The sequence below is a fragment of the Micromonospora sp. WMMC241 genome, assembly GCF_027460165.1.
Lineage (GTDB): Bacteria > Actinomycetota > Actinomycetes > Mycobacteriales > Micromonosporaceae > Micromonospora > Micromonospora humi.
Genome location: NZ_JAPZBF010000001.1, coordinates 6,398,514 through 6,416,284, shown reverse-complemented (window position 1 = coordinate 6,416,284; position 17,771 = coordinate 6,398,514). Strand labels below are relative to the sequence as shown.

Genomic DNA, 17,771 nt, shown 5'->3' with positions numbered 1-17,771 from the left:
CGGTCCCCGGACACGACTCGCACGGCAGAGGGATGAGGTAACCGCATGACGGACAAGCCACGAGCGGCCGACCCGGGCTCCACCGGGTCGGCGCCGGGTGGCTCCGCGGGCGCCGGCAAGGACACCGGCGACGAGCCGCGGGTCGTCATCCGCGACAAGCGAAAGCTCGGCAAGGTGACCGAGGAACCCGCGAACGACGCCTCGGCCGCCGACGCCGCCGCCGACGCGCCCGCCGAGGGGCTGGTCGAGGAGGCCGAGGTCGTGGTCGACGAGATCGTCGGCGAGGCCGAGGTCTCCGGGCCGCCGGTGGTCGACTCGCCCGCCGAGCCGAGCGGGGAGAGCGGTGGCACGACGGCCCCGCTCGGGGCCGAGCTGGAGTCGCTCCGCTCCGACCTGGAGGAGCGCACCCGCGACCTCCAGCGGGTCTCGGCGGAGTACGCCAACTACCGCAAGCGTGTCGACCGCGACCGCAACCTGGTCCAGGAGCAGGCCACCGGCGGGGTGCTCACCGCGCTGCTGCCGATCCTCGACGACCTGGACCGGGCTCGCGAGCACGGTGACCTGGTGGGCCCGTTCGGCAGCGTGGCCGAGCAGCTCACCGGGGCGCTGGGCAAGTTCGGCCTGACCGCCTTCGGCGAGCAGGGCGACCCGTTCGACCCGACCCGGCACGAGGCGGTGGCCCACCAGACCTCCGCCGACGTGACCGAACCGACCTGCGTGCAGGTCATGCGCCGGGGCTACCAGCTCGGTGAGCGGCTGCTGCGGCCGGCCCTGGTCGCGGTCGCGGACCCGGAGTAGTGCCGACCCGTGACGTCCCGCCCGCCCCTGTCGGGCGGGCGGGACGACCGGGATTCGACCCGTGGAAGGGGGTGGACCGGTGAGTTCCAAGGACTGGATCGAGAAGGACTACTACGCCGCGTTGGGCGTGGACAAGTCCGCCTCCTCGGACGACATCAAGAAGTCGTACCGAAAATTGGCCCGGGAGTCGCACCCGGACCACAACCCCGGCGACACCGGGGCCGAGGAGCGGTTCAAGACCGTCTCCGAGGCGTACGCGGTGCTCGGCGACGAGAAGAAGCGGCGCGAGTACGACGAGATGCGGTCGCTCTTCGGCTCGGGGGCCTTCCGGCGCGGCGCCCGCGGCGCGGGCCAGCCCGGCGGCGCGCCGTTCGACGTCTCCGACCTGTTCGGCGGCGGTGGCGCCGGCGGCGCCGACAACCGGTTCGGCGGCGGTGGCTTCACCGACCTGTTCAGCACGATCTTCTCCGGCGGTGGCGGTGGAGGCGCGGCCCGTCCGCGCGGCCCGGCCCGCGGCCGGGACGTCGAGGCCGAGGTGGCGCTCGACTTCTCCGACGCGGTCCGCGGCGTCACGCTGCCGCTGACCCTGCGCGCGCCCGGGGTCTGCGACACCTGCCACGGCAACGGCGCGAAGCCGGGCACCCAGCCGGTCTCCTGCCCGGTCTGCCACGGCGCCGGGGTCACCACCCGCAACCAGGGGTCGTTCAGCTTCTCCGAGCCGTGCCGCAACTGTCAGGGCGTCGGCACGATCGTCGAGGAGAAGTGCCCGGAGTGCCACGGCACCGGCGGGGTCACCAAGACCCGCACGTTGACCGTGCGCTTCCCGGCCGGGGTGGCCGACGGGCAGCGGATCCGCCTGGCGGGTCGGGGTGAGCCCGGTGAGCGGGGCGGCCCGGCCGGGGATCTGTTCGTGCACGTGAAGGTCCGCCCGGACGAGCTGTTCGGGCGCACCGGGGACGATCTCACCCTGAACGTCCCGATCACGTACGCCGAGGCCGTGCTCGGCACCGACCTGCGGGTCCCGACCCTGGACGGCACCGTGACGCTGCGGGTGCCACCGGGTACTCCCGCCGGACGGGTGCTGCGGGCCCGGGGCAAGGGCGTCGTACGCAAGGACGGCCGCGCCGGTGACCTGCTGGTCACGCTGGACGTGGTGGTCCCGGCGACGGTGTCGGACGAGGCGCGGGCGGCGCTGGAGACCTTCGCGGCGCAGACCCCGCCCGCCGCGCGGGAACATCTCGAAGCGCGGGTACGTCGATTCAGTTGACGGCGGCAGCGGAGGTGAGCGGGCATGTCGGAGGAGTACGTCGGGTCGGGTGACCCGGCCTACGAGGCCAAGATCTTGATGATCTCGGTGGCCGCGCGGATGGCGGGCATGCACCCCCAGACGCTGCGCCAGTACGACCGGTTGGGCCTGGTGCAGGCCGGCCGGGCGGCCGGTGGCGGCCGGCGGTACAGCGTCCGGGACGTGGTGCTGCTCCGCGAGGTGCAGCGCCTCAGCCAGGACGACGGGATCAACCTTGCCGGGGTGAAGCGGATCATCGGGCTGGAGCGGCTGCTGGAGGAGGCGCAGCAGCGAGTGGCCCGGCTGGAGGCGGAACTGGACGCCGCATACCGGCGGATCACCGAGCTGGAGTCGCTGGGCGGCTTCGCCCGCGGCGACCTCGTGCCGACCAACCGCACCTCCACCGCGCTCGTCGTCTGGCGTCCGCGCCGCGCCCCCGACCGCTGACGCTCGCGGCTCGCTCCGCTGAAGGCCGGCACGCGCCCCACTGTCCCGGGGCCCGTGCCGGCCTTCTGCCTTCCTTGTAGCGGCTCTCGGGCCGCTTCCGCCCCCGCTGCTGCCGGGCCTCACACGCCACGGGTGTCTCCCGGGCCGCTGAGATCCGGGGCCGTCCACCCGTGTCGGTCCGCGCGGAGGTTGCGGAAAGTGGGAGTGCGGCGGCGCGGGTTCCACTACGCTTTCGATCAGGGATAAATGCCCCGAAACGGAATCCGGGCTGGCGGGGGGAGCCATGGCGGAACCGGCGAAGAAAGTAGCGGAACGGGCGGAAGAACGGCTGGAGAAGGTGGCCGAGAACGTCAAGGAGCGGTTCGACCGGGTGACCGAGGGCCGCTTCAGCGACAAGGTCAAGGAAGGGCGGTTCGCCGACCAGACCGACCACGGAGTGGACCGGGCCAGGGACGACGAGCGCCGGAAGAAGCAGGGCGGATCGACCTGACGACGATCCGCCGACGTGCGGGCCGGGACCCACGGGGGGTCCCGGCCCGTTCGCCATGTCGTGCGGCCGCCCACCCTGCCCACGAGCGGAACGGCATGGGTGTGTCAGGGCCGGGCCGGCACCCACCGCGTTCCACTCGGGCCCCACTTCGGCCGTGGGTGGAGCGGCATGGGTGTGTCGTGTGCTCATGAGGTTCCCCCGACCGTCGGACGACCCGCTCAAAGGAGGCGCCCCCGACACGACGCCCCGCGACGCAGCTCTCACCTCCCCGCGCAGCCCGCACGACCACCCCCCACCCCGCTGACGCCCGAAGCCTGACCAGGTGGAAGCGCACGCCAGCCGGTTGATCAAGGACTTTCTGTCGGAGTCGATCTCCAGGGCGCCGCAAACTCCTTGATCAAGCCCGAGGAGTGCTCGGGTGGGCGGCCGAGTGGTGGGAGCGGGTCGATCATGAACCTGGCGGCATCGGGTGGAGATCGACAAGGCGGTCAACTTCATGATCACCGCTTCGGGGGCGCGGGCCGCCCGCCCTCAGCGTCGATCTTGGAGTTGTGGCACCTCGTTCATCGCCGCAAAGGGGATGTTTTGGGCGCCACAAGTCCAAGATCGGCAGGGCAGAGCAGGGCTAGAGGCGGCGGTTCTCGCGGACCAGGCCGCCCTCGCACCAGTCCCGGTAGACGAAGAGGTCGGGGCGGGCGAGCAGCACCCGGCTGTTGTGCGCCCAGTTGCGCATCAGGTCGTCGCCGGCCCGCTCGGCGTGCTCGACCAGCTTCCGGAAGCGCCGTTTCGGGTGCGCCCGGAAGTTCGTCCGGATGCCGTCGGCGGCGTAGATGTAGAGGCAGTGCAGCGCGAACCGGCGGGCCGGGCAGTTCTGGTCCATGGCCAGGTCGAACAGCGTCTGGACCAGGTGGTCACCGGCGACCAGCAGGTCCCAGTCCGGCGGCATGGAGGTCAGCGGCACCGAGTCCGGCTGGTAGGCCCAGGCCCGCAGCTCGGCGGGCGAGGGGTCGACCGGGTTGGCGAAGCCGTGGAACGTCTCTTCCTGCACGCTCACCGGCCGACCTTCCGCAATCGCTGGCGGGGGCGCTGGCCACCCGCAGATGCTGCCTGCTGGGGCGACACGTTAACGCGGTTGGGCGGAGCAGTGGTAGACCTTCCCGGGATCAATTTGACAACCGTTGGCCGGGCCGGGCCGCTGAGTCGCGACTCCGGCCCGGCCGAGGTCAGTCGCCCACCCGTACCTGGGCCGCGGCCCGGGTGGCGGCGGCGCGCTGGCGCAGCCACTGCTTGAACCACGGCGTGTCCGGCAGCCGGGCGAGCAGCGGCCCGGTCACCACCGTGATCAGCACGTACGCCGTGGCGAGCGCGGCCAGCTTGGGCTCCACCGGGTAGATGGCCGAGACGGCCAGCCCGGCGATGACGATGGAGAACTCGCCGCGCGGGGTGAGCGCCAGGCCGGCCCGCCAGCGGCCGGGCTCGGCGATCCCGGCCCGACGGGCGGCCAGGTAGCCGGTGGCGACCTTCGTCGCCATGGTCACCACGGCCAGCAGCAGCGCGGGCAGCAGCACCGGCGGCATGTCCAGCGGGTTGGTGACCAACCCGAAGAACACGAAGAAGACCGCGGCGAAGAGGTCCCGCAGCGGCGAGAGCAACTGGGTGGCGTGGTGCGCGACCGGGCCGGACAGCGCGATGCCGACCAGGAACGCGCCGACCGCGGCGGAGACCTGGAGCTTCGCCGCGAGGCCGGCGACCAGCAGGGTCAGGCCGAGCACCCCGAGCAGGAGCGCCTCCGGATCCTTGGCGGAGAGCGCGGTGGAGATCAGGTGGCCGTACCGGATCGCCACGGCCAGCACCACGACCACGGTGAGCACCGCGACGGCGAGCGCGAATCCGCCCTTCACCAGGCCGACCCCGGCGAGCAGCGCGGTGACCAGCGGCAGGTAGAGGGCCATCGCCAGGTCCTCGATCACCAGGACGGAGAGGATCACCGGGGTCTCCCGGTTACCGACCCGGCCCAGGTCGCCGAGCACCTTGGCGATCACGCCCGAGGACGACACCCAGGTGACGCCGGCGAGCACCACGGCGGCCACCCAGCCCCAGCCGAGCAGCAGCGCGAAGGCGAAACCGGGCAGCGCGTTGAACACCGCGTCGATCAGTCCGGCCGGCGCCGCCGACCGGAGGTTGCCCACCAGTTCGTTGGCGCTGTATTCCAGGCCGAGCATGACCAGCAGCAGAATCACGCCGATCTCCGCCCCGACGGCGAAGAACTCCTCGCTGGCGTTCAGCGGCAGCAGGCCACCGTGGCCGAACGCGAGGCCGGCGAGGAGGTAGAGCGGGATGGGCGAGACGCCGACACGACGGCTCAGCCGGCCCAGCAGGCCGAGCAGGAGCAGCAGCGCCCCGACCTCGATGAGCAGGATGGTGGTTTCGTGCATACGCGTCAGCCGTCCGGATCGGTCTCGGCGAGGATCGCTGTCACGCCGTCGAGACCCTGACGGGTGCCGACCACGACGATCACGTCGCCGGATTCGAACCGGAAGGTGGGGTCGGGCGAGACGTTGACCTCGCCCTGACGCAGCACGGCCACGATCGACGCGCTGGTCCGGGTGCGTGCCTTGGTGTCGCCGAGCCGCCGACCGACGTACTTGGAGCCGGCCGGGATCACGATCTGCTCGGTCAGCAGCCCGGCGGCCTGCTCGCGCAGGCCGGAGAGCTGACCCAGCATCAGCGACGCGCCGAGGATGTCGGCGAGCGCCTCCGCCTCGTCGTCGGTCAGCGGTATGTCGTGCTGACAGGAGTCGGGATCGTCCGGGTCGTAGAGGACCAGGTCGCGGCGGCCATTGCGGTGGGAGACCACGCCGAGCCGGCGGCCGGATTCCGTCATGAGGTCATGACGTACGCCGATCCCGGGTAAGGCGGTCTGTTCGACACGTACTCGCACGCGGGTGAGGCTACCTCTGCCGGGCACGTGGTGGTCGGCGGGCCGCGTCACCTCCCGGAGACTCCCGTCGATTCGGGCTCCGGCTCCGACCTGGCCCGGGCCAGGATGCTCGGTCGCACGGCCGGCCAGTCGCTGGGTTTCCTCGCCGTGGTCGAGTTGGGCGGGATCACCGTCTCGGCCGAGGACGACCAGTGCGTACGCCACTGGGTGTTCTGCGACCGCAAGCTCGACGGCGGCCGGCGCTGCGTGCTGCGCGCCGACCACGTGACGCCCTGCGCCGCACGCCTCCCCGGACGCCGAAGTCGCTGACGACTGGGTGCACCTGTCGTCGCCCCAGCGACAACAGGTGCACCCAGACACCGGGCCGGTCAGCGGAGCCCGGCGAAGAACTGCCGGATGTCGCCGACCAGCACGTCGGTCGCCTCGTGCGCGGCGTAGTGCCCGCCGACGCCACCGGGCTGCCCGGGCCCGGCCTGGAAGGCGTGCCAGCTGACGATGTTGGTGTGATCGCGGTCGGCGAACCGGCGGATGGACTGGAAGTCGCCGGGGAACATCGCCAGCGCGGTCGGCGCCGTCGTCGGCCCGGTCGGCTGCTCGGCGGCGTGCGCGTCCTCCCAGTAGAACCGCATCGCCGAGGCGGCGGTGCCGGTGAACCAGTAGATCGCCACGTGGGCCAGGACGAAGTCCGGGTCGAGGCTCTCGTCGAGCAGTTGGGCGTTCCAGGCGAGCAGGCCGACCGGCGAGTCGGCCAGCGCGAACGCGAGGGTCTGCGGCTGCTGGCTCTGCACCTGGTTGAAGGAGAACTTGTTGTCGTAGAACCACTGGAGGTGCCGCAACGCGGCCTGGTCGGCCTCGGTCAGCTCCTCGAACTCCGCCGGGTCGCCGGACGGGAACGAGAAGAGCTGGGTGACGTGCACGCCGAGCACGTGGTCGGGGCCGAGCCGGCCCAGCTCGGGCGAGACCATCGAGCCGGCGTCGTTGCCGACCGCGCCATACCTGTCGTAGCCGAGACGGGCCATCAGCTCGGCCCAGGCCCGGGCGGTGCGGAAGCGGTTCCAGCCGGCGCTGCGGGTCGGGCCGGAGAAGCCGAAGCCGGGCAGCGACGGGATCACCAGGTGGAACGCGGGCGCGTCCGGGTCGGTCGGCTCGGTGAGCGGGGTGATCACGTCCAGGTACTCGACCACGGAGCCGGGCCAGCCGTGGGTGAGCACCAGCGGGGTGGCGTCCGCCCGGGACGACCGGACGTGCAGGAAGTGGATCTCCTCGCCGTCGATCTCGGTGACGAACTGTGGGTGGGCGTTCAGTCGGGCCTCAACCGCCCGCCAGTCGAACTTCTCCCGCCAGTAGGTCGCCAGGGTGCGCACCCGGTCGGTCGGCATTCCGTAGGCAGTGCCGCCGTCGGGCAGCTCGTTCGGCCAGATGGTCCGGTCGAGCCGGTCGGCGAGGTCGTCGAGGGCGTGCTGGGGGACCTCGACGCGGAACGGGCGGAGAGACATGACGGCTCCTTCAGAACGGAATGCTTCGTTCCGTTTCACAGTAGCAGAGCGGAACGATCCGTTCCACTGGTATCGTCGACGCATGCCGAACCCGACCGAGAACCCGCCGCTGGCCGGCCGTCGCGCGCAGGCGGCGCGCAACGACGCCACGATCCTGGCCGCCGCCCGCGCGGTCTTCCTGGACGACCCGAAGGCGCCCATCGCCGCCGTCGCCGAGCGGGCCGGCGTCGGCATCAGCGCCCTCTACCGGCGGTACGCCGGCAAGGAGGACCTGCTGCGCAAGCTCTGCCACGACGGGCTGCTCCGGTTCGTCGCGGCAGCCGAGGAGGCCGCCGCCGAGTCGGACGACTGGGCCGCGCTCGCCGGCTTCCTGGAGCGGGTCGTCGACGCCGACGTGCACTCGCTGACCGTGCACCTGGCCGGCACCTTCACCCCGACCGAGGAGATGGGCCGGGCCGCGGTGCGGGCGAACGAGTTGGTCGACGGGCTCGTCGGGCGGGCGCGAGACGCCGGGCGCCTCCGACCGGACGCGGTGACGCAGGACGTCGGACTGCTGCTGGAGGGGTGCGCGGCGATTCGCGTACCCGATCCGGACCGGACCCGGGAATTGCGTCGCCGCCATCTCGCGGTGCTGCTGGCCGGCCTGGCCGCCCCGGGGCCACCCCTGCCCGGGCCGCCGCCGGCCGCCGGAGAGCTCGACTGGCGGTGGCGATCGACAGGTAAGTGACTCGGGTCACACCGCTGGAGTTGAGCGGAATAGACTCAAGTCTGGTTGTGTCGTTCCCAGTGGACACGCCGATCCCGGGGGAGCCCATGAACACGGAACGTCTCACCACCAAGAGCCGCGAGACCATCACCGGTGCCGTCGCGCTGGCGAACCAGCGCGGTCACGCCACCGTGGAGCCCTGGCACCTGCTGCTGTCACTGCTGGACACCGACGGCTCGACCGCCGCGGGCCTGCTGCGCGCCGTCGGGGCCGACCCCGCCGAGCTGCGCCGGGTCGCGCTGCGCTCGGTCGACGCGCTGCCCGCCGCGCGCGGCTCCAGCCTCGCCGAGCCGACCCTGGCCCGCGAGTTCGTCAACGCCATCGGCGCCGCCGAGCAGATCGCCCGGCCGCTGGGCGACGAATACACCTCCACCGAGCACCTGCTGGCCGGGCTGGCCCGGGTCGGCGGCGCGGTCTCGGTCGCGCTGAAGAACTCCGGCGCCACCGAGGAGAACTTGGTCGCGGCGTTCCCGACCGTCCGCGGCGGCGACCGGCGGGTCACCACTGCCGACCCGGAGCAGACCTACCAGGCGCTGGCCAAGTACGGCGTCGACCTCACCGCGAGCGCCCGCGACGGCAAGATCGACCCGGTGATCGGCCGGGACTCGGAGATCCGCCGGGTGATCCAGGTGCTGTCCCGGCGCACCAAGAACAACCCGGTGCTGATCGGCGAGCCGGGCGTCGGCAAGACCGCCATCGTCGAGGGCCTGGCCCAGCGGATCGTGGCCGGCGACGTGCCGGAGTCGCTGCGGGACAAGAAGCTGGTCTCGCTCGACCTCGGCGCCATGGTCGCCGGCGCGTCCTACCGCGGGCAGTTCGAGGAGCGGCTGAAGTCCGTCCTGGAGGAGATCAAGAACTCCGACGGGCAGGTCATCACGTTCCTCGACGAGCTGCACACCGTGGTCGGCGCCGGCAAGGGCGAAGGCTCGATGGACGCCGGCAACATGCTCAAGCCGATGCTGGCCCGTGGCGAGCTGCGGATGGTCGGCGCGACCACGCTCGACGAATACCGCGAGCACATCGAGAAGGACCCGGCGCTGGAGCGCCGGTTCCAGCCGGTGCTGGTCGGCGAGCCGACCATCGAGGACACCATCGGCATCCTGCGCGGGCTCAAGGAGCGCTACGAGGTGCACCACGGCGTACGGATCACCGACGCCGCGCTCGTCGCCGCCGCCGCGCTGTCCGACCGCTACATCACCGACCGGTTCCTGCCGGACAAGGCCATCGACCTGGTCGACGAGTCCGCGTCCCGGCTGCGCATGGAGATCGACTCGCGGCCGGTGGAGGTGGACGAGATCGAGCGGGCGGTGCGCCGGCTGGAGATCGAGGAGATGGCGCTGGCCAAGGAGCCCGACGCCGCCTCCGCCGAGCGCCTGGAGCGGCTGCGCAAGGAGCTGGCCGACAAGCGTGAGCAGCTCACCGCGCTCTCCGAGCGCTGGCAGACCGAGAAGAGCCACATCACCAAGCTCTCCACCGCCAAGGAGGAGCTGGAGCGCCTCGGCGGTGAGGCCGAGCGGGCCGAGCGGGACGGCGAGCTGGAACGCGCCGCCGAGCTGCGGTACGGCCGGATCCCCGCGCTCCAGGGTGAGCTGAAGCAGGCCGAGGAGGAGCTGGCCCGGCTCCAGGCCGACGGCGCGATGCTCAAGGAGGAGGTCGGCGCCGACGACATCGCGGCAGTGGTCGCCTCCTGGACCGGCATCCCGGCCGGTCGGCTGCTGGAGGGTGAGACCGCCAAGCTGCTGCGGATGGAGGACTCGCTCGGCTCCCGGGTGGTCGGCCAGGCCGAGGCGGTCGGCGCGGTCTCCGACGCGGTCCGCCGCGCCCGCGCCGGCGTCGCCGACCCGGACCGCCCGACCGGCAGCTTCCTCTTCCTGGGCCCGACCGGTGTCGGCAAGACCGAGCTGGCCAAGGCGCTCGCCGAGTTCCTCTTCGACGACGAGCGGGCCATGGTCCGCATCGACATGAGCGAGTACGGCGAGAAGCACTCGGTGGCCCGGCTGGTCGGTGCCCCGCCCGGTTACGTCGGCTACGAGGAGGGCGGCCAGCTCACCGAGGCGGTGCGCCGCCGGCCGTACTCGGTGATCCTGCTGGACGAGGTGGAGAAGGCCCACCCGGACGTCTTCGACGTGCTGCTCCAGGTGCTCGACGACGGCCGGCTCACCGACGGCCAGGGCCGCACTGTGGACTTCCGCAACGCGATCCTGATCCTCACCTCGAACCTCGGCTCGTCGGTGATCAGCGACCTCACGCTGACCGAGGAGGAGCGGCGGGAGGGTGTGCTCGCGACGGTCCGGTCGCACTTCAAGCCGGAGTTCCTCAACCGGCTCGACGACATCGTGGTGTTCGCCGCGCTCCAGGGCCAGGACCTGCGGGCGATCGTCGACATCCAGCTCGACCGGCTGCGGCGCCGGCTGGCCGACCGCCGGCTGGGCCTGGACATCACCGACCCCGCCCGGACCTGGCTGGCCGAGCACGGGTACGACCCGATCTACGGTGCCCGGCCGTTGCGCCGCCTGGTGCAGTCGGCCATCGGCGACCGCCTCGCCAAGGCGCTGCTGTCCGGCGACATCCGCGACGGCGACACCGTCCGGGTGGACCTCGCGGACACGAAGGAGTCCCTGACGGTCACCCCCGCCTGACCCCAGTCCGTCGATCATGAAGTTGTTGCCGCGACACGCCGGTGCCGGCGGCAACAACTTCATGATCAACAGCGTCGGGGTCGGCCGCGGCGGGCACTAGGAGGGCATGTTGGGGCTGGGGAAGAAGGATCGCGAGCTGGACGCGGCGATGCGGGAACTCGCCGGGGCGGACACGGTGGCGTTCGGCGGGGTCGGGTTCGCCGGCCAGATCCTGCCGGCCACGGATGCGTATCGGCACGTCGAGCGGGCGCTCGCCGACCATCCGGAACAGGCTCGGAAGAAGGTCGACCGGCTGCTCAGGGACGGCACGCCCGCCGGCAAGGCGTACGCGGCGACGTTGCTGGAGGCGGTCGACCCGGCCGCCGGGCGGGACGCCTGGGAGCGGCTGCGCGGCGACGACGGCGAGTTCACCACGTTCAGTGGTTGCGTGATGGGTCGGACGACGCTGCGCGAGTACGCCGCCGAGCGCCTCGCCGGCGGCTGACCGTAGCTGATCACACACTCAGCGAACAGCACTTCAGGCAAGGTGCGCGGGGTTGTTACCGTCTCCGCCGATGCACGTTGGGGGAGGCGAGTCGTGAACGGTTCGTTGGCGTACGTGGTGGCCACGCTGGGGTGTCTGCTCGGGGTGGCCGGTGTGGTGATCGCCGTGATCGCCCTGCGCAGGTCCCGGTCGGCGACCCGTCCGAAGGCGGCGGCGCCCGGTGACCCGTTCCGGGACTCCGACGCGGACGCGTTGCGCGGTGACCCGCGCGCGCTCAAGCCCGGCGACATCGTCGAGATCCGCCAGGTGCCCTACACCGTGCGCGGCTCGGTGCACCTGGTCGAGGGCGGTTGGAGCTGGGCGGAGCACCTGCTCGACGACGCGGGCGGGGTGAAGCGCTGGCTCTCCGTCGAGGCGGAGCCGGACCTGGAGATGGTGCTCTGGGCCAGCGAGCCGGGGGCCACGATCACGCCGGGCGCACCGACGCTGGAGATCGCCGGTCGTCGCTACAACTGGGACGAGTCCGGTCAGGCCCGCTACACCGCGACCGAGGGCACCGGGCTCGACCCGCGCGGCACCATGCGCTACCACGACTACCAGGCGCCCGGCGGGGCCCGGCTGTCGTTCGAGGCGTACGGCGAGGCCGGCTGGGAGGTGAACCTCGGTGAGGAGCTGCGCCGTGCCGAGGTGATGATCTACCCGCAGGGCGGCCCGGACCAGGTGAAGTGAGCGTGCTCGTCGCCCTTCGGACCCCGTACGTCGACAGCCGCGCCGCCGACCTGAGCCTGACCCTCGGCGGCCCGGAACTGCCGGCGCTCGCCGTCCGCGACCTCGACCTGCCCGGCCGGCCACCGCTGCGGTTGCGCCTGCTCGGCGCCTCGCACCAGGTCGTCGCCGGCGCGCTGACCGAGACGGTCGCCTGCCTGCCCGGCCGCCGGCCGCACCTGCCGGACACCCTGCACGACGCGACCGCCGGCTACCGCTTCACCGCCACCGTGCTCCGGCCGGCGGGCGACGGCCTGCGCACCCGGGTCGCGGCGCTCCGCGCCGAGCTGGCCGGCGACCCGTACGCGCTGGTCGGCGTGTTTCCCGGCGACGAGGACGCGGTCACCGCGCTCGCCGTCGCGCCCGACCCGCCGGACGGCGCGGTCGCGTGGCGCACCTGGCACGCCTACCCGCAGACCAACGAGCTGGTCCTGACCGAGACGGTGGTGGAGGAGCTGTGACGTACCGACGGTGGTTCGTGGTGGGCGTGGCGGTCGCCGTCGTCGGCGCCCTGGTCGCCGCGTTCGCGATCTTCTACGGCAACTTCTCGCCCCGCGGCTACGTGCAGGACCACTTCTCCCGGGCGTCCGGGCGGGACATCGGCTCGCAGGCGGTCGCGTACACCTCGAACAAGTCGCCCAGCCAGGTGTCGAAGGAGATCACCGACACCTGGCAGCCGGCCGACCAGTACGTTGACGGCAGCGGCGTCTACCTGCGCTACGACGACGACTCGGTGGTGATCCTCCCGCTCGCGGTCGGCTCGGTGATCCTGCTGGAGCGGATGAGAACCGCATATCCCCGGTACCACGGCGTCGTCGGCAACAGCTGGGGCTGGGGCCGAGGCAGCACCGTCCGGGGCGGCGGCCCCGGCGCCGGCAAGTAGCCCGTCCGACCCCCTCACCCTGGAGTAGTCCCTGTGGAGCATCTCGTCACCGACCTGCTGGTCACCCTCGCCTACGGCGTGGTCGGCGTGGTCCTGATGGCCGTCGGTTACCTGCTGGTCGACCTGGCCACCCCCGGCAAGCTCCACGAGCTGATCTGGGTCGAACGCAACCGCAACGCCACGCTGCTGCTCGCCTCCAACCTGCTCGGCGTCGGCACCGTCGTGGTCGCCGCGATCGTGGCCAGCGACGACGACTTCGCGCTCGGGCTGGTCGGCGCCGCCGCGTACGGGATCCTCGGCCTGGTGATCATGGCGGCGGCGTTCGTGCTGCTCGACGTGGCCACCCCCGGCAAGCTCGGCGAGCTGCTGGTCGACCCGGAGCCGCACCCGGCGGTCTGGATCTCCGCCACCGTGCACGTCGCCACCGGCGCGATCATCGCCGCCGCGATCAGCTGATGACCGGAACGGCCGCCACCGCGAAGGCGAAGGACAAACGGAGTACGGCGGTGGTCTGGACCGTCGTGCTCGGGCTGTTCGTCGGCGTGCCCTGCGCCATCGGGATCGTCAACGGCGGCGAGAGCACCGACGTGCCCGCGCCGACGACCGAGCAGCGCACCGCCACCGTGCCGCTGCTGGCGTCCGCGTTCGAAGCCCAGGGCGTCTGCTACGGCTGGCGGCTCTACGACTGGAGCACCGAGATCAGCGTCGGCTCCAACCTGGGCGACGGGACGTCGGTGCGGGACGACCCACGCTGCCCGCGCTGGATCGAGGTCTCCGCCGCCGTCCGTTACACCTCCTCCAGCAGCGAGTCGCAGGACTCGGCGAGCATCGCCGTCGACGGTTCCCCCGACATCGAGCGGGCCGACCTGTACCCGATCGCCTCCGGGCTGGGCCGGTTCGGGCTGGACGACGACGCGTTCGTCGACGAGCCCGGCTGGGCGATCACCCGGGCGACCACCGTGCTGCCGCTGCTCGCCGCCGAGGTCGGCCTGGCCGACCCCGCCCCCACCGCCGCGCCCCCGGCGCCGTCCGGCACGCCGGCCCCGCTGCCGAGCGCCGGCAACGACCTGCTGCGGGACCGCAAGGGCTGGCTTATCACCGCCGCCGTCCTGCTCCTGGTCGCCGCGCTGTTCATCACGGTGGGCGTGCGGCAGCGCCGCCGGGCGACCGCTCCGGGTCGCGGCGCGGCGCCGGGCGCGCCCAGCGGGAGCGGTCGGCAGCCTCGGGGACCGGTGACCGCGCAGCGCCCCGGGGCGGGCGTCGCCGGGCGTACCCGGGAGGAAGCGTGACCGTCGACGTGCCCGCGCGGCCGCGGTGGCGCGCGGCCCGCGCGGCGGTCCTGCTCGCGGTCTTCGTCTGCGCGGCCTGCGGCCTGGTGTACGAGCTGGCGCTGGTCGCGCTCGGCAGCTACCTGATCGGCGACGCGGTCGGCCAGGCGTCGATCGTGCTCGGCGTGATGGTCTTCGCGATGGGCGTCGGCGCGTTGGTGGCGAAGCCGTTGCAGTCCCGGGCGGCGGTCGCGTTCGCCGCGATCGAGCTGACTCTGGCGCTGCTCGGCGGCCTCTCCGTGCTCGGGCTCTACGCGGCGTTCGCCTGGCTCGACCTCTACGGCCCGGCGCTGGTCGGCACCGCGTTCGTGCTCGGGCTGCTGATCGGCGCGGAGATCCCGCTGCTGATGGTGATGCTGCAACGCATCCGGGAGCAGTCCGCCGGCAGCGCGGTGGCCGACCTGTTCGCCGCCGACTACGTGGGCGCGCTGCTCGGCGGGTTGGCCTTCCCGTTCCTGCTGATGCCGGTCTTCGGCCAGCTCAAGGGCGCACTCGTGGTCGGCGCGGTGAACGCGGTCGCCGGCGTCGCGCTGGTCCTCACCGTGTTCCGCGACGAACTCGGTCGGCGGGCGCGGGTCGGCCTCTGCGCCGGCTCCGTCGTGGTCGGGCTGCTGCTCGGGTACGCGTGGGTCACCGCCGGAGACTTCGAGGTGACCGCCCGCCAGCAGCTCTACCGCGACCCGGTGGTGCACGCCGAGCGCAGCCGCTACCAGGAGATCGTGCTGACCCGGTCGGTGCGGGAGGTCGGCCACGCCGACACCGACCTGCGGCTGTTCCTCAACGGCGACCTCCAGTTCAGCTCCGTCGACGAGTACCGCTACCACGAGGCGCTGGTGCACCCGGCGATGCGCGGTCCGCACGGCGACGTGCTGGTGCTCGGCGCCGGTGACGGGCTGGCGGCGCGGGAGATCCTCAAGTACCCGGACGTGCGCTCGGTGACGCTCGTCGACCTCGACCCGGCCGTGGTGGCGCTGGCCCGCAGCGAGCCGCAACTGCGCGACCTGAACCGCCGGTCGCTCACCGACCCCCGGGTGCGGGTGCTCAACCTGGACGCGTTCGGCTGGCTGCGGACCGCCACGCAACGCTTCGACGTGGTGATCGCCGACCTGCCCGACCCGGACGAGACGGCCACCGCGAAGCTCTACACGGTCGAGTTCTACTCGCTGATCCGCCCGGTGCTGGCCCCCGGCGGGCGGCTCGTCGTGCAGTCCGGGTCGCCCTACTTCGCGCCCCGGTCGTACTGGTCGATCGAGCGGTCGGTGCGGGAGGCGGGCTTCGCCACCGTGCCCTACCACGTCGACGTGCCGAGCTTCGGCGACTGGGGCTTCGTGCTCGCCGCGCCCGGCGGAACCGCCCCCGAGCTGGCGCTGCCGGCCGACGTGCCGCCGCTGCGCTTCCTCACCCCGGCGGTGCTCGCCGCCGCCGCCACGTTCCCCGCCGACCGGGGCCGGGCCGACGTGCCGGCCTCGACGTTGTTGCAGCCCAGGGTGCTGGAGTACGCCCGCGAGGAGTGGCGCGGCTACTAGGTTTCGGAGCATGCGGTCACACCACCGGCTGGCCCGCCGGCTGCCGACCCGGGCGATCGACGCGGCCGCGTACCTCCAGGCGTTCGTGCTGTCCGGCGTGGTCACCGTGCTGGCCGTGCGGGCGTACCTCCAGGCCACCGACTACCCGCAGCTCGGCGGTGGAGGGCTGCACATCGCGCACGTGCTCTGGGGCGGCCTGCTGCTCGTCGTCGGCCTGGGGATCGCGCTGGTCTTCCTCGGCGGCGGCCCGCGCACCGCCGGCGCGGTGATCGGCGGCATCGGGTTCGGGCTCTTCATCGACGAGGTGGGCAAGTTCGTCACCGCCCGCACCGACTACTTCTACGCCCCGGCCGCCGCCATCATCTACGTCGCGTTCGCCCTGCTCGTCCTGCTCACCCAGGCGGTACGCGGACGCACCGGCCGGTCCCGGCTGACCCCGCCCGAACGCACCGCCAACGCGTTGGATGTGGTGCTCAGCGGGCTGCCGCGCGGGCTGACCGACAGGCGTCGCGCCGCCGTGCTGCGCCTCGTGCAGGGCACCGGGCCGGCCACCGAGGCGGCCCTCGTCCAACTCTTGGACGCGGTGCCCCGCCGGGAACCGCCGCCGGTGCGGTTCTGGCAGCGCGGCGCCGAGTGGGCCCGGCGACTCGCCGCCTGGGCGGTCAACCGGCGCTGGCTGGTCTGGCCGGTGGTGGTCTGGCTGGTCGCGGAGCCGCTGGTGACGGTGGTGGCGGTGATCCTCGACGGCGTGACCGGTGAGCTGGACCAGGAACGGGAATGGGGCGCGGTGCTCGGCGTCAGCGCCACCGCGCTGGTCACCGCCGTGCTGAGCCTGCGGGCGGCCTGGCTGCTGCGTCGCGACCGGACGCAGGCGTTCCGGCTGTTCAAGCTGGCGCTGCTGGTCGACCTGCTGTTCGGGCAGGTCTTCAACTTCACTGTCAACCAGTTCGGCGCGGTCTTCGCGGTCGCGCTGGACCTGGCGCTGCTCGGCGTGGTCACCGCCGAGCACCGGCGGCTGCGCCGCGCCGCCGACCGCTGAGCCCTTCTACCGTGCCCACCTGGCCCGGGATCGCTACGGTGGTCACCTGATCCAGGGAGGGAGAATCATGGTCGATGCTCCGGGCACCACGCCCCGCGCGCGTCCCAGTGTGGTGACGCTTTCCAGTTGGCTGCTCATTCTCGTCGCCGTCATCCAGGTGCTGAACCTGATCGTGACGCTGGCCGTCATCGGCAAGATCCGCGACGTGCTCAAGGACGCGTACGCCGGCACGTCGGCCGAGTCGGCAGGCGACCTCGCGTACGCCTTCACCATCGGCTCGTCGGTGCTGACGCTGCTGCTCGCGATCGGTCTGGTCGTGCTCGCGCTGCTGAACAACCGGGGGCGCAACGTCTCCCGGATCATCACCTGGGTGGTGGGCGGCATCCTGCTCTGCTGCACCGGTGGCAGCCTGCTCAACGGCGTCTCCGGCGGCATGATGGGCGGTGGCGGCAACGCCAACGGTGACTTGCCCAGCACGCAGGAGATCCAGCGCCGGCTGGAGGACGCGCTGCCGTCCTGGTACGCCCCGGTCAGCCTGCTGCTCGGCATCGTCGCGCTGCTCGCCCTGCTGGGCGCGCTGATCCTGCTGGCGTTGCCGAAGGCGAACGAGTTCTTCCGCAAGCCGAAGGCGGCCTGGGAGCCGCCGGTCCCGGGTGGCGCCTACCCGGCGTACCCGTCGGCCCCGGGCCAGTCCGCCGACCCGGGCTACCCGTCGACCCCGGGGCAGTCGGGCGACCCCGCGTACCCGTCGACGCCGGGCCCGTCGGCCACGCCGCCGACCGCACCCGGTGACCAGCCGCCGGCCGGGCCGACCGGTCAGCCGGGCGAGCGGCGCGACCCGGAGCCGCCACCCGGAAGTTGACCGCCGGATAACAGCGACGCCG

At 72.7% G+C, this 17,771-nt stretch carries 20 protein-coding genes; 16 read left to right on the top strand and 4 right to left on the bottom strand.

Annotated elements, in window-relative coordinates:
- Positions 1–45 precede the first annotated feature (45 nt).
- The 4 genes from grpE (at position 46) to O7598_RS29245 (ending at position 3,020) form a co-directional block, all read left to right on the top strand.
- Positions 46–798 (top strand): nucleotide exchange factor GrpE, encoded by a 753-nt coding sequence (gene grpE / locus O7598_RS29260; protein ID WP_269694406.1) that lies wholly within the window; start codon positions 46–48, stop codon positions 796–798.
- Positions 799–877: 79 nt separating this feature from the next.
- Complete coding sequence (gene dnaJ / locus O7598_RS29255; protein WP_269694405.1) at positions 878–2,065, top strand: molecular chaperone DnaJ; 1,188 nt, start codon at positions 878–880, stop codon at positions 2,063–2,065.
- A 24-nt stretch (positions 2,066–2,089) separates the two neighbouring features.
- A complete protein-coding gene (locus tag O7598_RS29250; protein ID WP_269694404.1) occupies positions 2,090–2,530 on the top strand; it encodes a heat shock protein transcriptional repressor HspR in 441 nt (146 codons plus the stop codon).
- A gap of 283 nt (positions 2,531–2,813) precedes the next feature.
- Positions 2,814–3,020 carry a hypothetical protein gene (locus tag O7598_RS29245; RefSeq protein ID WP_107158247.1) on the top strand — a complete coding sequence of 69 codons (207 nt, stop codon included), beginning with the start codon at positions 2,814–2,816 and terminating at the stop codon, positions 3,018–3,020.
- Between the two features lie 625 nt (positions 3,021–3,645).
- On the opposite strand, the gene O7598_RS29240 is transcribed toward O7598_RS29245, so the two are convergent.
- The 3 genes from O7598_RS29240 to O7598_RS29230 form a co-directional block, all read right to left on the bottom strand.
- Positions 3,646–4,074, bottom strand: a complete 429-nt coding sequence (locus tag O7598_RS29240) for a hypothetical protein (RefSeq protein ID WP_091062119.1) — start codon at positions 4,072–4,074, stop codon at positions 3,646–3,648.
- 169 nt (positions 4,075–4,243) lie between these two features.
- Positions 4,244–5,455 carry a cation:proton antiporter gene (locus tag O7598_RS29235; RefSeq protein ID WP_269694403.1) on the bottom strand — a complete coding sequence of 404 codons (1,212 nt, stop codon included), beginning with the start codon at positions 5,453–5,455 and terminating at the stop codon, positions 4,244–4,246.
- Between the two features lie 5 nt (positions 5,456–5,460).
- Positions 5,461–5,961: a cation:proton antiporter regulatory subunit gene (locus O7598_RS29230; protein ID WP_269694402.1), complete on the bottom strand. Its 501-nt coding sequence runs from the start codon at positions 5,959–5,961 to the stop codon at positions 5,461–5,463.
- 105 nt (positions 5,962–6,066) lie between these two features.
- Here O7598_RS29230 and O7598_RS29225 point away from each other — a divergent pair, with 105 nt between their 5' ends.
- Positions 6,067–6,270, top strand: a complete 204-nt coding sequence (locus O7598_RS29225; RefSeq protein ID WP_269694401.1) for a hypothetical protein — start codon at positions 6,067–6,069, stop codon at positions 6,268–6,270.
- A gap of 59 nt (positions 6,271–6,329) precedes the next feature.
- On the opposite strand, the gene O7598_RS29220 is transcribed toward O7598_RS29225, so the two are convergent.
- Positions 6,330–7,457, bottom strand: a complete 1,128-nt coding sequence (locus O7598_RS29220; RefSeq protein WP_269694400.1) for an epoxide hydrolase family protein — start codon at positions 7,455–7,457, stop codon at positions 6,330–6,332.
- An 82-nt stretch (positions 7,458–7,539) separates the two neighbouring features.
- On the opposite strand from O7598_RS29220, the gene O7598_RS29215 reads away from it, so the two are divergent.
- From O7598_RS29215 to O7598_RS29165, 11 genes are all read left to right on the top strand, one after another.
- Positions 7,540–8,184 (top strand): TetR/AcrR family transcriptional regulator, encoded by a 645-nt coding sequence (locus O7598_RS29215; RefSeq protein WP_269694399.1) that lies wholly within the window; start codon positions 7,540–7,542, stop codon positions 8,182–8,184.
- Positions 8,185–8,270: 86 nt separating this feature from the next.
- Positions 8,271–10,862, top strand: coding sequence for an ATP-dependent chaperone ClpB (gene clpB, locus O7598_RS29210; protein WP_269694398.1), 2,592 nt, complete (start codon positions 8,271–8,273; stop codon positions 10,860–10,862).
- A gap of 106 nt (positions 10,863–10,968) precedes the next feature.
- A complete protein-coding gene (locus O7598_RS29205) occupies positions 10,969–11,346 on the top strand; it encodes a hypothetical protein (RefSeq protein WP_269694397.1) in 378 nt (125 codons plus the stop codon).
- A 93-nt stretch (positions 11,347–11,439) separates the two neighbouring features.
- Positions 11,440–12,075 (top strand): DUF4178 domain-containing protein, encoded by a 636-nt coding sequence (locus O7598_RS29200; protein ID WP_091062133.1) that lies wholly within the window; start codon positions 11,440–11,442, stop codon positions 12,073–12,075.
- Positions 12,076–12,077: 2 nt separating this feature from the next.
- A complete protein-coding gene (locus O7598_RS29195) occupies positions 12,078–12,572 on the top strand; it encodes a DUF2617 family protein (protein ID WP_269694396.1) in 495 nt (164 codons plus the stop codon).
- Positions 12,569–12,994, top strand: a complete 426-nt coding sequence (locus tag O7598_RS29190; protein WP_269694395.1) for a DUF4247 domain-containing protein — start codon at positions 12,569–12,571, stop codon at positions 12,992–12,994. The genes O7598_RS29195 and O7598_RS29190 overlap by 4 nt, the downstream gene beginning before the upstream one ends.
- Positions 12,995–13,027: 33 nt before the next feature.
- Positions 13,028–13,450, top strand: coding sequence for a DUF350 domain-containing protein (locus tag O7598_RS29185; RefSeq protein WP_091062136.1), 423 nt, complete (start codon positions 13,028–13,030; stop codon positions 13,448–13,450).
- Positions 13,450–14,283 (top strand): hypothetical protein, encoded by an 834-nt coding sequence (locus O7598_RS29180; RefSeq protein WP_269694394.1) that lies wholly within the window; start codon positions 13,450–13,452, stop codon positions 14,281–14,283. Before O7598_RS29185 ends, O7598_RS29180 begins: the two co-directional genes overlap by 1 nt.
- Entirely contained in the window at positions 14,280–15,848 is a 1,569-nt protein-coding gene (locus O7598_RS29175; protein ID WP_269694393.1) for a polyamine aminopropyltransferase, read from the top strand. Before O7598_RS29180 ends, O7598_RS29175 begins: the two co-directional genes overlap by 4 nt.
- Before the next feature lie 40 nt (positions 15,849–15,888).
- Entirely contained in the window at positions 15,889–16,887 is a 999-nt protein-coding gene (locus O7598_RS29170; RefSeq protein ID WP_269695024.1) for a hypothetical protein, read from the top strand.
- 67 nt (positions 16,888–16,954) lie between these two features.
- On the top strand, positions 16,955–17,749 hold the full coding sequence (locus tag O7598_RS29165) for a hypothetical protein (protein WP_269694392.1): 795 nt from the start codon (positions 16,955–16,957) through the stop codon (positions 17,747–17,749).
- Positions 17,750–17,771 lie beyond the last annotated feature (22 nt).

What these genes read in the sequence shown, in the direction of transcription:
- clpB (WP_269694398.1), top strand. Translation starts at nt 8,271, where the DNA reads ATGAACACGGAACGTCTCACCACCAAGAGCCGCGAGACCATCACCGGT.
- O7598_RS29220 (WP_269694400.1), bottom strand. Translation starts at nt 7,457, where the DNA reads ATGTCTCTCCGCCCGTTCCGCGTCGAGGTCCCCCAGCACGCCCTCGAC.
- O7598_RS29225 (WP_269694401.1), top strand. Translation starts at nt 6,067, where the DNA reads ATGCTCGGTCGCACGGCCGGCCAGTCGCTGGGTTTCCTCGCCGTGGTC.
- O7598_RS29165 (WP_269694392.1), top strand. Translation starts at nt 16,955, where the DNA reads ATGGTCGATGCTCCGGGCACCACGCCCCGCGCGCGTCCCAGTGTGGTG.
- O7598_RS29215 (WP_269694399.1), top strand. Translation starts at nt 7,540, where the DNA reads ATGCCGAACCCGACCGAGAACCCGCCGCTGGCCGGCCGTCGCGCGCAG.
- O7598_RS29245 (WP_107158247.1), top strand. Translation starts at nt 2,814, where the DNA reads ATGGCGGAACCGGCGAAGAAAGTAGCGGAACGGGCGGAAGAACGGCTG.
- O7598_RS29205 (WP_269694397.1), top strand. Translation starts at nt 10,969, where the DNA reads ATGTTGGGGCTGGGGAAGAAGGATCGCGAGCTGGACGCGGCGATGCGG.
- O7598_RS29250 (WP_269694404.1), top strand. Translation starts at nt 2,090, where the DNA reads ATGTCGGAGGAGTACGTCGGGTCGGGTGACCCGGCCTACGAGGCCAAG.
- O7598_RS29235 (WP_269694403.1), bottom strand. Translation starts at nt 5,455, where the DNA reads ATGCACGAAACCACCATCCTGCTCATCGAGGTCGGGGCGCTGCTGCTC.
- O7598_RS29180 (WP_269694394.1), top strand. Translation starts at nt 13,450, where the DNA reads ATGACCGGAACGGCCGCCACCGCGAAGGCGAAGGACAAACGGAGTACG.
- grpE (WP_269694406.1), top strand. Translation starts at nt 46, where the DNA reads ATGACGGACAAGCCACGAGCGGCCGACCCGGGCTCCACCGGGTCGGCG.